The 15056-nt window shown below is 42.7% G+C and carries 10 protein-coding genes; 1 reads left to right on the top strand and 9 read right to left on the bottom strand.

Features of this window, described 5'->3' with window-relative positions:
* Window positions 1-262 precede the first annotated feature (262 nt).
* From ABJH64_RS03005 to ABJH64_RS03020, 4 genes are all read right to left on the bottom strand, one after another.
* Entirely contained in the window at window positions 263-1423 is a 1161-nt protein-coding gene (locus tag ABJH64_RS03005) for a cellulase family glycosylhydrolase (RefSeq protein ID WP_348276222.1), read from the bottom strand.
* Window positions 1424-1488: 65 nt separating this feature from the next.
* The gene (locus ABJH64_RS03010; RefSeq protein WP_348276221.1) at window positions 1489-2370 is read right to left on the bottom strand and encodes a hypothetical protein; all 882 of its coding nucleotides are present in this window, start codon (window positions 2368-2370) and stop codon (window positions 1489-1491) included.
* 244 nt (window positions 2371-2614) lie between these two features.
* Window positions 2615-2878, bottom strand: coding sequence for a hypothetical protein (locus ABJH64_RS03015; protein WP_348276220.1), 264 nt, complete (start codon window positions 2876-2878; stop codon window positions 2615-2617).
* A 207-nt stretch (window positions 2879-3085) separates the two neighbouring features.
* Window positions 3086-4270 carry a hypothetical protein gene (locus tag ABJH64_RS03020; protein ID WP_348276219.1) on the bottom strand — a complete coding sequence of 395 codons (1185 nt, stop codon included), beginning with the start codon at window positions 4268-4270 and terminating at the stop codon, window positions 3086-3088.
* A 113-nt stretch (window positions 4271-4383) separates the two neighbouring features.
* Between ABJH64_RS03020 and ABJH64_RS03025 the strand changes: the two genes are divergently transcribed.
* Entirely contained in the window at window positions 4384-5535 is a 1152-nt protein-coding gene (locus tag ABJH64_RS03025) for an ATP-binding protein (RefSeq protein WP_348276218.1), read from the top strand.
* Window positions 5536-5986: 451 nt separating this feature from the next.
* Here ABJH64_RS03025 and tnpA read toward each other — a convergent pair whose 3' ends face one another.
* The 5 genes from tnpA to ABJH64_RS03050 all read right to left on the bottom strand — a co-directional run bounded on the left by tnpA (window position 5987) and on the right by ABJH64_RS03050 (window position 14926).
* Window positions 5987-6451, bottom strand: a complete 465-nt coding sequence (tnpA, locus tag ABJH64_RS03030) for an IS200/IS605 family transposase (RefSeq protein WP_348276217.1) — start codon at window positions 6449-6451, stop codon at window positions 5987-5989.
* A gap of 587 nt (window positions 6452-7038) precedes the next feature.
* The gene (locus ABJH64_RS03035; RefSeq protein WP_348276216.1) at window positions 7039-10230 is read right to left on the bottom strand and encodes an efflux RND transporter permease subunit; all 3192 of its coding nucleotides are present in this window, start codon (window positions 10228-10230) and stop codon (window positions 7039-7041) included.
* Between the two features lies 1 nt (window position 10231).
* Entirely contained in the window at window positions 10232-13276 is a 3045-nt protein-coding gene (locus tag ABJH64_RS03040) for an efflux RND transporter permease subunit (protein ID WP_348276215.1), read from the bottom strand.
* A 3-nt stretch (window positions 13277-13279) separates the two neighbouring features.
* Window positions 13280-14350, bottom strand: coding sequence for an efflux RND transporter periplasmic adaptor subunit (locus ABJH64_RS03045; protein WP_348276214.1), 1071 nt, complete (start codon window positions 14348-14350; stop codon window positions 13280-13282).
* Between the two features lie 72 nt (window positions 14351-14422).
* A complete protein-coding gene (locus tag ABJH64_RS03050) occupies window positions 14423-14926 on the bottom strand; it encodes a septal ring lytic transglycosylase RlpA family protein (protein WP_348276213.1) in 504 nt (167 codons plus the stop codon).
* Window positions 14927-15056: the final 130 nt, after the last annotated feature.

The raw sequence follows: 15056 nt of genomic DNA on the forward strand, positions 1-15056 counted from the left end.
GAAGCACGATGCAATTCTTGACGAGAAGAGTTAAAAAGATAATCACTCTCCTGTCTTTTTTACATACTTACTCTACAAGAGCCATGGCTTCGGTAAACAATTTCGAAAGAGGAGGCATTCGTTGCGGTTGAGATTTAGAGATTGAGGGATATGAAAATTGGGAGATTCCCTGCCGCTGTTAGTGTCTTCACTAACAGCGAGAGCAGATAGTCTCCATTTAATTATGGTGAGTGGATTCATTTATCGAGGCAGCAGCGACCATTCAAATCTGAGCCCTCAGCAAATCCAAAAACTTTCGATCCAGCTGCTCTCCATACCAATCTTCGTATTGCACATCTTTTCTCCCAGAATTCAATACACCAAAGGCTCCTGAGAATTCCCAGATTCCAAAGCCAATACCATTCTCTTTTAAAACGGTCAACACATCACCGAACCAGCTGAGGAATACCTCATGAGGAGTTTCATTATAGCCACCGCATTCTCCGCAATGCACGCCAACTCCCTGATCGATCAAGGCTTTCCAAGGCGCATAGTACTCGCGGATGTTTTCAATATCAAGTATTTTCTCTCCTTGCTGTAAAGGCCAATCAACTGGCGGCACGATTGAAGGGTCCTTATAAACCCAACTTGCTTTATAATGTGATATTGGAAAAGGATGATATCCCCTGCAGCTTTGCGCCAGCTCCAAATCTGCCAACTCAGGCATGGCTGTCCCGCCTCCACCGTTTCCATCGGCGATTACCAATCGGGATTTCTTCACAGATTTGATGGTATTTAGCGCAGCTTCCGCCACCCGATGATAATCGAGCATATCAACGGGTCCTCCGGGGCTATGCTGATCATTGGGGTCGAGACGCTGATAGGGTTCATTGACCAAATCAAAGCTCAAATTCTTCTTGGAAATTCCTTTGTATCGGTTGGCCCACATCTCCCAATGCGCACAAAAGGCATCCAAAGCCTCCTGATCTTTCCAAAGATTATAGGGCTCTACAAAACCCGCATTGATGCAAAAGCCAGGTGCTCGATGCAGATTCAAACTCACATGCAAACCCTGAGAGATACAGCGCTCGACGAGTTCATCCACCTTCTCCAAACGACTTTCGTCAAAATTCAACACCTCATCTGGAAGGATAGGCCTGCTTCGATCTATATCCAGATAGCTTGGATAGGAAATAGGAATACGGGCAAAATCAAATCCCCAATCGGCGATCCATTGGATATATTCGGGCTTGGTCGGCCTGCCTCCATTGGGATCGTGCGAGAAAAAATCGAGTAGGTTAAAGCCTTTCCAGGCTGGAAGTTTGTTTTTAGCCTTGGAAACTTCGGCAAAAGCCTGAAGTGATGAACCAGCAGCCAAGCTTAGTCCTGTGCCTAGCAGAGCGGATTTCTTGAGAAAATCTCTACGGGAATCTGAGGTATTCATGGGTTATGTAGGTTTGAGAACCTTAAGATAAAGATCCAAAGTATCCGCACCAACCCAACATCTCCTTAAATCGGATCAACAGATATCAGATAATACTTAAATATATCTTCATCCGGATCTTTGGAAGATTGAATTAAGATTTTTCCTTCTACGGTAATGTGAAACCATTTCAGATCGGCATGAATGGCTTTCAAGTTAAATTCTCCTACCTTTTCAAATGAATTGTTGAATAATTCTAAAACCAACTTGCGAGACTTCTTTTCACCAGCACCAACCATGCGATACAACAATCGGCTATTTAGCCTATGTATAGCTCCAAAATTCACATCCTTTTGCCATTTCGAGCTGGATTCATAAAATTCCTCAAAACTCTTTATTTCGCTACTTTCTATTGGCTTGTCCTTTTGAGATTTGAACAGTTGAGATTCAGGAAAGAAATCCGCTTGCTTCAGATCATCTAGCCTCACCGTACTTATTTTATTCATAAACGGATAGGAAACTATCATCACAGAATCCGAGAGCTTTAGATAAGGATTATAAGCATTTGACACAGTGGCTCCTTTACCGAATTCAAAAGAAATCCTCTGTCTATTCAGCTGCTCGGAATCAAATCCAAACGGTATTTGTGTAAAGGATTCAAAATCATAAATCATCAAAGTAAACTTTTCCCCTTGTGAATCTTTGATAATTAAGGAAAGATAATCTCCTTTTAATGAAACCGGTTGAAAAATCCCACTTCCTCCAGCCTCCACAATAGACTTGATTGAACCAGTACCATCATCAAGAGCCTTAGTTATTTTCATCTTAACCGTCTCACCATCCTTGTAATAGTAAAACTCATTGGCTGTAAAGAAAAGAATTCCGTGCTCTGTATAATTGAAGGTAGCAAAACCAGGAATACTACCCGGTCCCTCTTTGGGAACCTCCACACCAGGTACCAGCCTCATTTTCTCTGGGCTAAATGATACAGTGTCTAATCGCCTATAGAAGGAATTAAAAACCAAAAATGACTCATCCTTTTTTTATTAAGGGGAGAAATAGAAAAGGGCACATCTGAGGATATGCCCACTTTTCCGAAGTCCAAATTAAGTTCTTCAGTAAAAAAAACCTTTAAATTTTAACTACAATGAAGATTACGTTAAGCGAAAAGGTATTAATATAAGCGGAAAAGAAATTTAGAAAATATTATTTTCATTCTAAAGTTGGCATATTACCACTACATGCACTAAAATCCCCATCCTCTTCCAATATCATGTAATATGAAATAGTAATACCACCTCCACTACAATGATCTTCTATAAGAACTCTAGTACCTGCGCAGTTTAATAATCGCGCATCGTTCATAGCGTTAGCTGCAGCACGAGTTCCACAAACAGAATAAATTACGTCTGGCTTCATCGGATAAGCTGAAAAGCAGACCATACTAAAAGTCAACCCAACTAATAATTTTTTCATAATCAATAAAGAATTAAGTATATCCCATTCGCATCGTGCAGGGAAGGAAAAATCCCTAAAAATTCTCTTTTACCGGTAACCTTGAAATTTCGTTTGAAATCTACCCCTCCCAGACTAAAAAAGCAAGTAAATTGAACAATTTTTTATGGAAAAAATAAAATCATTAGTTTAAAAATTAATTAACTGCTAATCAAGTAACAACAAGTTTCACTCCTCCACCAACCTCACCTTATAAAACAGATTATAATCCCGCTCTACTTCTCCGTCAGCAGCTTTGATGAGTAGCGTACCGTCCGGCAAACCAAAATTTACAACACCTGCCACTGGAAGCTCATTGAGGATTCCGATTTGCTGATCTCCTTTGACAATAATATAGCGGGGTTTTCTGTACTTACTGAGAGCTTCTCTGAATTCCGGATCCCTGAAATATTCTTCGGATTTAGCCCTAAATCCATTGAAAATATCCTCGGGCATGGGAGTGAAAAATGTAAGTATCTGATATGGCCCAAAAGCTTTGATATCGTTAAACCCAGGGTAAACTAATCCATTCAAATCAAGAGCTACCTCATACTCATCCCGATCAGGATGGTTCAATTCTACTGCTGATTGATAAACAGCGGTATTTCCTTCCAACTTATAAATACCAAGTTGATTCCCCATTTGCGGTAAGGAGGCCAGGGTTTTGGTAGTTGGGTTAAAGGATAAACTTGGATGAGTTGCCCCGATCCACTTTTGTTCCTTTTTAAAAGTCCAGTCATCAGGATATACATTTAGGTAGTAAATGGAGTCCTGATCCAAATCAAGTATAAATCCTGAATTTACCTTATTGTAAAAATCAGCTCCAATGGTCTCCAAATCGATATCAGCGATAGAGAAGGAGTTCGGTTCCTCTCCTACTATCTTATATTTCCCAACTTCTTCATACACTGCAAAACTCTGTTTATTGGAATTGATGGAAAGCATCATCATCTCTTTCACCGTGCCCTTTGTTATTTTGGTTTTATTAAAATCAGCGTCGAAGAAGTGATAAGGCATCTCCATAGAAAGCTCCTTAAAGACATAGCCGGTGTCTCCATAAAACCTCCCCTCAAAAAATTGTTGAATCTGATTTGGTCCTTCTCCTCCTAGTTCATGCTTTTCGAGGATTTCTCCTTCTCCATTGACCAGAAACACCCTTCCTTCTCTGGTATTTTTCATCAGATATAGATCCTTTGAGGGATGGTAATCCAAAATGGTAACCGGCTCTAGCAAATCCACCCTAATCGAATCATAGACCTCAAACTGAAGTTCTTGAATTGGGCTAGTTGGAGCTGAAGTGGTTTCTTTTTCGGAGCAGGAGAAAAGTATAATTGCAAAAAGTGTGGAAAGGACAACAAAAGTGGATTTAGTCATAGCTATGAGTTAAGTTTCTAAGTTAGTCGGGAAAGCTGTGGATTATAGGACAATGCGATAAAGAAAATTGACTTATCCCCGTATTTTTAAAATTTATTTTTAAATTTACGGGGATGATAAAGAGATTAATAGAAACCCTCTTCTTAAATTCAACTGCTCGTTTTCCTGTCACAGGAATTGTAGGGCCTAGGCAAGTAGGTAAAACTACTGTCGCAAAACAGTTATTGCTTGATGCAAACACTATTTATCTTGATCTCGAAAAGAATTCAGACATCAACAAGCTCAAAGATCCTGAGTTATTTTTCTCCCAAAATGAAGACAAAACCATCATCCTCGATGAAATCCAGCATCATCCTGCGATTTTCCCACTACTTCGAGCAGTCATTGATGAAAATAGAAAACCGGGGAGATTTGTAATTCTCGGATCTGCTTCACCTTCCTTACTTCGCCAAAGTTCCGAAAGTTTGACCGGCCGAATCAACTACCTCGAAATGACTCCCCTTTCTATTTTGGAAATAGAAGGAAAAATAACAATACAAAATCTCTGGATTTATGGAGGGTTTCCTGAGCCTGCCTTGTCACAGGATTCGGACTTTGTCCAAGATTGGTACCGCAGTTTCACCACGAGTTACATCCAGCGGGATTTACCACAATATGGATTACCAGCAGATCCTATGGTAACACGGCAATTCTTGATGATGATTGCCTCTGCGCATGGTGGAATTCTCAACTATTCTACTTATGCCAAATCCTTAGGCTTATCTGTACCTACCATCAAGACATATTTGGGATTTCTTTTGGATGCATTTCTATTGAGAGAGTTAACTGCCTGGTCAGTCAACACGAAGAAAAGACTGATCAAATCACCCAAGCTTTACTTCCGTGATACAGGAATGCTGCACTATCTGCTTGGGATCAAGAATATGGACAGCATCTTTGGAAATATTGTCTTGGGCAGTTCATGGGAAGCTTTTGTCATCAATCAAACTGCGGCCGTATTGAAATCCGATGACGAAATGTACTACTATAAAACACACGATGGCGCAGAAATTGACCTCTTGATCAGGCGTAATAACCAATGGCTTGCAGCCGCAGAAATCCAATTCAGCCTTAGCCCCAATCTCACCAAAGGCACCTACCTAGCAATGGAAGATTTGGGGATAGAGAAATTACACGTCGTGATTCCCAGAGAAGAAAATTACCCGATGGCCAAAAATATTCAGGTGGTGGGGATTATACATTTCATCCAAATGATTTCTGGATAACGATCTTTTTGCTTGAAAGGCTACCCATAGTATGTCCCTAAAGAGTCGGCTTTGAGATCTGCCAATTTTATAAAGTCATCAAAGAGCAGCAAATATTGCCGTTCACATCTAGAATTAAATAAGTTTTAAGACTTTCACACCTACCCAAACTTATTTTGATAGATACTTACTACAGCACTTAACTCATTAAAAACAAGGTTTGAAATTCAAATTCCATTTCATCCTGAAAAACTACTAAAAGCGGGATTTAGGCTAGAAATGTCACACACATTTTTTTAGGTAGCTGCATTCCTTCAAACACACCTATTGATTGGTGATCCTACAATCTACCTTTTTATCTTTTTTCTCGCCAGTTTTTGTTGAATCTATCTTTTTTCTCACCCCTTTAGGGGCAAACTATGGGTAGAAATACAACAGGCTGATTATTTCAGCTGTGCCGTTAGGTACAGCCCTATTCCTCCACCGGTTTAAAAATATATCGTTTATCATATTCGATTTCGTGGATTTTCAATAGTCTTTCGTATTCATCAAGGAAGCATTGCTTCTTATGATGCTTTTCTTGATTTTGGATATAATTAATTACTCTTGGAACTTGGTCTTTGCTGTAGGAGAATGCGCCAAAACCGCCCTGCCATATAAATTTGCCTTTTGTGAACCCTTTTGTATTGATCCATTTTGAAGAATCCTGCTTTACTTCTTGCATCAGATCAGAGAGTGATTGGGTTGGTCGAAAACCCATGAGCAAATGAACGTGGTCTGGCATTCCATTTATTTGCAACAGCTTGTGATCGTATTTTGAAACTATAGTTGAAATGTATTTGTACAGCTCATCTTTCCAAGTTGGTTGAATTAGCGATTTTCTATTTTGAACTGCAAAAACAGCTTGAATGTGAATTTGTGTGTAGGTATTTGCCATGATTTGAAAAATTAGGGCCGTACCTAAAGGCACGGCTGGTTACAAATTATATAAATTTAAGCTACCGATAGCAAGTCCCTAAAGGGACGCTCTTGAAATCTGCCAATTCTATGAAGGCATCAAAGAGCACCAAATACTGCTGTTAACATCTAGAATTAAATAAGTTTTACAACTTTCACACCTACCCAAACTTATTTTGATAGATACCTACTATAGCGCTTAACTCATTAAAGACAAGGTTTGAAATTCAAATTCCCTTTCATCCTGGAAAACTACTAAAAGCGGGATTTACGCTAGATATGTCACACACATTTTTTTAGGTAGCTGCATTCCTTCAAACACACCTATTGATTGGTGATCCTACCTCCTTCTATCTTTTTTCTCACCAGTTTTTGTTGAATCTATCTTTTTTCTCGCCCCTTTAGGGGCAAACTATGGGTAGAAATACAACAGGATGATTATTTCAGCTGTGCCGTTAGGTACAGCCCTATTCCTCCACCGCCTTGAAAATATATCAATTCAACACCTTCGAAGAGATTCCTCCTCCTTCGTCATTGGAATGACCTGCCTTCCGGTAGGCAGTCACCTCAACCGTTATCTAACGCTACTTCGCCGCGCCGCCGCGAGAAAAACCATTTCCTTTTGCGCTTTGGCGCTTTAGCGGGAGATATTTTTTCCTCAAGAAATTTTTTCCACAGCAACACCGGCAACACCCAGAACACCCCAATCATACTAAACACCAATCCGCCAATAGTCCCGATCGCAAGCGAAAACCAGAACACCTCATTTTGCCCTTCCATGATGAAAGGAATCAACCCGAAGCAGGTAGACATAATTGTCAACAAAATAGGAATTGCCTTGCCAGCTACGGACTTCAGCACATTTCGATTGTAAATCCCTTTTTCCCGATTGTTCAGATCATTTACAATGAAAATTCCAGCATTGACCGCCAAACCTCCTAGCATCACAAAGGCCGCATAACCGCCCTGATCAAAGTAAAAATCAAAAAGTGAAAAGATCAGAAACAATCCAATAAAGCTGATCGGGATGATCACAATGATGTAAATCGGTTGCTTTAAGTTCTCAAACAGCACCGCGCAGATCATAAATATCCCGATGATAAGTAATCCCAAAAGCGAATATTGCCGCTTCTGCTGCTCATAGTTCCAGCTATACGAATCCTTCTTGGCTTCATAGCCAATCGGCATGATTTTCTTCATCTCAGCCAGCACTTCATCGAGGTATTCTTGCCCAAACTTCCCCGAACCCATGTACTCAAAAGCCACAATACGGATGTATTGCCTATTTTCCTTATGAAGAGAATTTGTAGTAGTCTCCTTATTTAGCGTGCCGTAATCAGAGATTTTGAACACCCGATTTTCTCCTCCGATTAAGCCTTTTTGCTCCATGTCAAACTTGCTAAAATCCTTGGATTTGCGTTCCCGAATCATCACTCCATAGTTTTTTTCTTCCAGAGTCAACATAGCTGATGCTCCCTGAGGTTTGGACATATCCTGCAAGGCAGTGATCACTTCGTATTGGTTGGTTTGCCCAAGTGCCATTCTGTTCTGATCCAGGCGCAGCACATATTCCTCCGTTTTTCGCTCGCCATATCCTGCTCGCTCATTTGTCTTTACTTCTTGGATTCGCTTATGTGCCAAAAGCTTTTCTGCCATCACATTAGCCTGCCGCTCCAGTTCATCGAAGTTGTAGCCCATCATTTTCACCCGGTAGCTAGGAATCTGATCACTAGATCCACCGGTGTAAAAGCCTTGGCCAACCCCATACACATTCCATTGCGCACCAGACCAATCAGTTGATTTCACAGACAATTTTCCTTTCAGCTGATAAGGCAAAGCTCCAGTTTCATAAGCTTCTTTGAAAGTAATCTCTATCCTCGCCCGCTGTCCATCACTCACCGTAGTCACAAATTGATCAATCCCTTCCACGTCTTTCAGGTAGGACTCAAACTCACGCATGATGAAATCCATCTGGTCTAGAGTGTTCCCGAATGGGAGTTGGCAAGTCACATAAAGGCGCGTCTTGGCTGCTTCACGGTAGCCACTTTTCTCATACACCCCTCGCACAAACATCCGCATCGCCCCGCCCAGCGCTTTGTCCACATACGGTCTCACTTCCTCTTGGTAGAAGGTATTACCCACCGTTTTGTTATACCATTCATGCTCATCCCATTTGGCGGGGAGAAAAAAAATCGGAGTACCAAAAAGTAAAATCAACACCACGATAAAGCTCTTTCTATACTTCGCTGTCCATGCGATACCTTTCTCATAGCTTCGCAAAGCTTTTGCCCGGCTTCTCAACTTCGGTAAAGTCAATTTCCTTCCCTGACTCACCGACTCTTTGAACATCACTTGATAGAATGCCGGGGTAAATACCAGGGCTATCAAAAGCGAAATCCCCAACATCACAGAAACCACAATCGAGAATTCTGTCAGATTTTTACGATCCTCCTCAGGTAGGAAAAAAACGATCATCAGTGCTGCGATAGTCGTCATCGAAGCAGCTAAAAGTGCTAGGAAAACCCGACGGTTCTTATGCTTATGCAGGTGATCGATCATGATGATCGCATTGTCCACGATCAAACCAAAGCTAATCGTCAAGCCCGCCAGAGAATACAGGTGAATATCTACTTTAAGAAAATAGAGGACGATGGCGCAAAGGCTCAGATTTGCCAAAATCCCTAAAAAGAGAATACTCAGGTACTTGATATTTCTATTGATGAGAAAAATGAATACTATTAAAATCAGGATTGAAAGTCCTGAGCGTTTGTAGATTTTGTTCAGCTCTTTTTCTAGGTATTCGGTGTCGTCATTTTCCAGTCGAACCTCAAAACCAGCCGGCAATTGCTTCCCCGCACTTTCTATCGCTAGTTTTAAGTTTTGCGCCAGCAAGACCTTATTCACTCCGTCCCGATTATAGACCGATAGCGTCACCGAGTTATTGCCATTGATTCTAAAGTAGCTGGTCGGTTCGGCTTCTTCGAGCGTCAGCCTAGCAACATCACGAAGGCGCACTTCATTTCCTTCCATCTTACTCACCACCAAGTTTTCCAGCTGATCCTTATCCTTCAGCGAGCGATCTACTTGCACAAAGAGCGTTTGCCCTTGACTATTCATCACAGCTCCGGGGAATGTCATGCCAAAAGCACTGCGCACACTATTGTCCAACTGACTTTTGGTGACGCCAAAAGCCTGCATTTTTTGAATGTCGTAAGTCACATAGAGCTGTAGGTCATTTGCTCCACGCACGTTCACCTCCTCCACTTCTTCGAAGCGAGTCAAGGCCGGTTTTAAGATATCCTCGGCTATTTTCTTGATTTCAAAAGAAGCAAATGGCCCATTGACACTGTAGGTCAAAATCGGGGTTTTGTCATCCGATCTCGCCTGAGAAGACTGAGTCACCGTGGGATATCGAACCCGCTGATCCATCTGAGGATAAATCTGCCTGACCATGGCAGAAATCTCAAATTTCTTCATCTCCATATCCGCGTTCTTGTCGAAAACCAGCGTGATATACCCACCATTGTAACTTGAGGTAGAATTGATCTCCTTCAGTTCTGTCAATCTGGAAAAAGCCCCTTCCAGGGGAGAAGTCGCGAGTTTCTCCACGATTTCAGGCGAAGCATTGTTGATCCCATAGCTGACAGAAATAATAGGCGAGCGTTCCTTTGGATTCAAGTCCACAGAGAGCATAGGGATCACCGCCAATCCTAGAATCGACACGACTACAAAGACAATCAGAATTCTGAATGGAGTCATATTAAGTCGCTTTCAGAGATTTCTTTGAAACTGTAAACCAATATGCCAACGGCACAAAATACAAGGCAGTAAGTGTTCCAATCGTCAAACCTCCAATCACCGCATAAACCAGAGGTCGCTGCAAATCTGCACCAAGTCCCGAGCTAAACACAATTGGAATCAAGGCCAAAATTGTCGTAATCGAAGTCATCAAAATCGGCTTCAGACGAATCTGCCCAGCTCTATGAAGCGCCATTTCCAATGCTTCACCTGCTGAAATATCATCTGATTCTACATAAGTCAGGCGAAGTCGATTGATCGTATCGATCTTCAGGATCGCATCGTTCACCATGATTCCCAGCATCACGACTAGTCCGATGGCAGACATCACATTCAGCGAAGCTCCGCAAATCCATAGCACCAAAAATGCTCCGCCTATTCCAAGTGGAAGGGTAAACACCACAATCAAGGGCTGAATAAAACTCTCAAATTGCGCAGCTAGAATGAAATAAAGTAGCAACACCGATATCAGTAAAATCCCGATCAGCTGACGGATATTTTCCTTATCTCTGAAATACTGCCCTACCATTGTGACGCCTAGATTCTTCTCCTGTCCCCAGCGAATAAATGAACTCGCATTTTCATCCGGATTCTCAGCCGTTACATTGAGCGATTGATAGATTCCGCCCTTATCGGCTGTCACATACTTGTAATGATCTTCGTATTCGTACTCCACAAATTCACCCAAAATGTATGAAGTCGTATCTGACACGATCACTCGGGTATTCCTCAGTAAATCTTCAAATCTCGCATTTGGCTCCTTCAACCTGATCGGAGTAATCTCTCCAAATCGTCGAATATCCGTGATGGTGTATGTACCAAAAAGCTTCGCAATCTGATTTTGCACCGCATCCACAGGGATTTGATAAGTTGCCATTTTATCTGCTCGCAGCGTAAAAACCACCGAGGCTTCCTTCTGCAAACCCGGTCCTCGCTCCCATTCTTGTATTGGAAATTGGCTCAACCACGGATCCATTTTCTCCTCAGGCACAGGCTCTTTCGCTCCTAGATCTTTCCAGCGCACTTCGTAAAAAGGCATGTTGGAATTGAATAGTTGATCAAAAGCATTTGGCGCATCACCCAGTGTGAAGGATGCTTCCGGATAATTCTGCTTCAGATTAGCCTCCAATTCCTTGATCGCAGCTTCTTTTTCTTCTACCGATGGGAAAAGAAAGTAGAGTAAGGATTGTTGGATGGAGTTTTCCCCATCGAAAAGCAAAAACTGCTTCACTCCCACGTCAGCTTCCACCTGATCGTATTTTCCTTCCATGCTTTTTAAAAGAGTCAGTACACGATCTCTATTTTCCGAAGCCGAAATCGGCTCAGACCAATCCACATCCAGCGTAGCATCCAGCTTTTCGATCTCCGGCAAACCAGTTGTTTTGAGCAACAGACTAACTGCCAAACCGAGTGGAATCAGTAACAAAAAGATGAGCATAGCCACCTTTCTATTACCCGTTATTTTGCGATAGCCAAACTCATACAATCCAAGAACTCTGGTGAAAAACGCTCCCTCTCCATCATCGTAGGCTTTTTTGCTTCGCGAAAAGAGAAGGTAATAAAGCATAGGAAGCAAAATAAAAGCCACCGCAAGCGATACCGAAAGAATCGCCGTCACCGCTACTGCCTGATCAAAGAACAAGGCTCCGGAAATCCCGCTCAAGAAAACCAGCGGAACAAACACCGCCAAGGTCGTCAACACAGAACTGACCAGCGCTCCCATCACCTCGTCCACGCCTTCCACGCAAGCTTCGAAAATCGACAAACCTGCCTCCCGCTTTCGGGTGATATTATCCAAAACGATAATCGCATTATCGATCAGCATCCCAATCCCAAGTGCCAAACCTGAGAGGGAAATGATATTAATAGATAGGTCGAAAAAGTAGAAAATTAAGAATGAGATCAGCAAAGAAGATGGCAAACTCACCCCGATGATCAACGGAAGTCTGTAATCTTTCATAAAGAGAAAGAGCACTGCAAAAGCGAAGACTCCACCGAAAAGCAAGGAAGTTTCCAAGTTTGAAATGGCCGCGTTCAATAGATTGGACTGGTCCTGAGTGAGCTCAAAATCCACCAATTCGTAATCCTCTTTGAATAATTCCAGCGCATCTTTGAGCGCCGGAATCAGCTCATTCATTTTGGCGGAAGCCTGCTTATGAACCGTTATCACCAAGCTTTCCTGCGTTCCGAAAAGATGGTATCCCAGTGTTTCCTGTGTCTCGTAGGTGACTTCAGCCAATTTTCCCAACGGGATTACCACCTTGGAGGAAGCCATTATTGGCAGACTTTTTATATCTTCAGGAGAATCCACTCGGGTAGCCAAACGAAGGTAATAGCGGAACTGTCCGTCTTTCACGGAGATCCCATCAAGATCAGCATTTCCGGATTGGATCGCTGCGATTACATTTTGCTGGGTCATGCCTAAGGCCGACAAAGCTTCTTCATTTGGCTTTACCGTGATAATCCGCTCTTTTTTCCCATTAATATCCACCAGAGAAACTCCTGGAAGCTGCTCTATCCTTTTCTTCAGGACATTCTCTGCAAGCAAACTAACCTCCACTTCATCTGCTCCTTCCTTTGGCACCACCTGTACTCGAGCGACGGGAATATCTGAGGTGTTGATACGGATGACTTCCGGTCGGCCAAGATCCTCAGGAAGGCCATTGGTCATGCGGTCTATTTTCTCATTGACATCGATGTAAGCCAGCTCCATCTTGGTGCTGTAGTCGAAGGTCAGGCGGATGGTTCCTACTTCCGAACCTGCTTTGGAATCCATCTCTTCCAAGCCATTCAGTGTGATCAAACCTTCACGAATTGGGCTGAGTACATTTTGCTCGATAGCCTCAGGAGAGGCGTTGGGATAAGAGACTTTGACCACAATCTGCGGCACATCAATCGGAGGCAAAAGCGAAATAGGCAGCGTACGAAGGACGATGAAGGCAAACACCATCAGCGCCATAAAAGTCATAAAAACTGCAATCGGCCGGGCCAGTAAAAATCTAACCATGGCCTATTCTTTTACGATTTGAACCGGAGCCTGATGCGCAAGTTGCAGGTTGTTGGAAGTGATTACTGTGCTGTTTTCTTCCAATCCATCAAGAATCTCAACTTCCTCCCCGTTGTCCTTGCCCACCTCTACATAGTTCCACTTCGATTCCTTGTTTTCTATGGAGAAAACTACCGCTCTGCCCGATCTATAGACGAGTGCATCCTTAGGAACGACCAGAGAATTATTTTGCGGAGCGCGGATGATCGCCCGTGCATTCATCCCTGGAAGGAGGCTTTTATTGGCTGCCAAGGTGATGGAAACCTGCACCAATCCGTTCTCATCCACTTTGGGATTGATGCCGGTTACGCTACCACTGATGGCGGTTTGGGTATTTGAGATAGGATAAACTTCTGCTTTTTGATTGATGGAAATAAGGCTGATATCAGACTCTAAAACCTTTACTTTTAGAATGAACTGGCTGGTTCCTAAGATTTGGCAAAGCACTTCGTTTGCTCCGACTAAACTCCCAGCTCTATACTTGAGATCTGCTATCTGACCGTCAATCGGAGCCTTTACCACGCTTCGGTCAAAGGCCATCTGCGCCTCTCTGAGCTCTACTTCTGAGAGAAACACCCCGTTCTTAGCTTTGAGCTGCTCGTCCACTACGGCCATTTCATCTGTTCGATTAGATGAAAATAAATCAGGATAACCAAACTTGGCAGATTCATAGTTTGCATTCGCATTGCGGAGTGCAATCTTCGCTTTTTCCAATCTAAACTCCGCTTCCGTGGGATTCAGCTTGGCGATGACGTCTCCTTTGGCGACGAATTGACCTTCGCGGACATTCACTTCAAGGAGATAGCCAGCTTGCTCTATTACAGCGAGAACTTCTGCTCCAGCTTCCAGTTTGCCGGTGGCATTGATGAGGTAATCGAAGCTTTTGCGCTCTGCGGTGGCTACGTTTACTTCAGTGGCGGCAACTTCGTTGCGAAAGGATTCTGTGGGAGCTTCTTCGACTTTTTCCTTTTCTTCGGTACAGGCTGAGGACAGAATAATTAAGAAACCTAAAAGTGTGAGGGTTACGTTTTTCATCGAGGTAGTAGTTTCGGACCTTAAGAAACTAACTAATCTTTCAAAATCAAAACGAAAAAATCGGATGGGATGTTAATGATTGTAAAAAACTGGAATTGAATTATCCATTTCAACAACAGGTGGTGTAATAGCTTCATCCACTGGCCGCAACCTCATAGTCGCTGGCGGATTGTCTCCAAAGTACTCTATCAGCCGCTCAATCTCACTGGGATTCTCGACCTCTATTCTTACTCTTGCTATTCCATCCTCCAGCAAGCCTAACTGAGTCCCCGCTTTACGGGACAAATCTATGATTCGCTTCGAAGTTTTGGGGAGTCTATCATTTATCCGAACCCAGACAAAATCACCCGTATCTTCTCGGGATACTCTTACCCAAGTATCAAAAGGTAAAGTTTTGTGTGCGGCAGTAAGGCTATCCATGTGAAAAATCTCCCCATTGGAGGTTCTTTTTAAATGGAATCTTCGCCCATAAAAACTAGCAGTTCCTTCTTGAATCAGCAAGGCATCAGGAGCCAATGGGGGCTGAGTCGGCTCCGGTATTAGCGAAGCCACCAAAATAAGAAGCCAATTCCACATAGGTAATTTGAATTTCGCCTGCATTTTCAATAAAGATGCCAATTTATGTCAATTGTATCAAATGCCTTGCAGTAAGTCTTCTCGCGGAGTAACTTAGTTTTATCGCTAGTGCATACTTAAGGAAAAAACT

Origin of the sequence: Algoriphagus sp., assembly GCF_039969895.1 — a bacterium.
GTDB lineage: Bacteria > Bacteroidota > Bacteroidia > Cytophagales > Cyclobacteriaceae > Algoriphagus.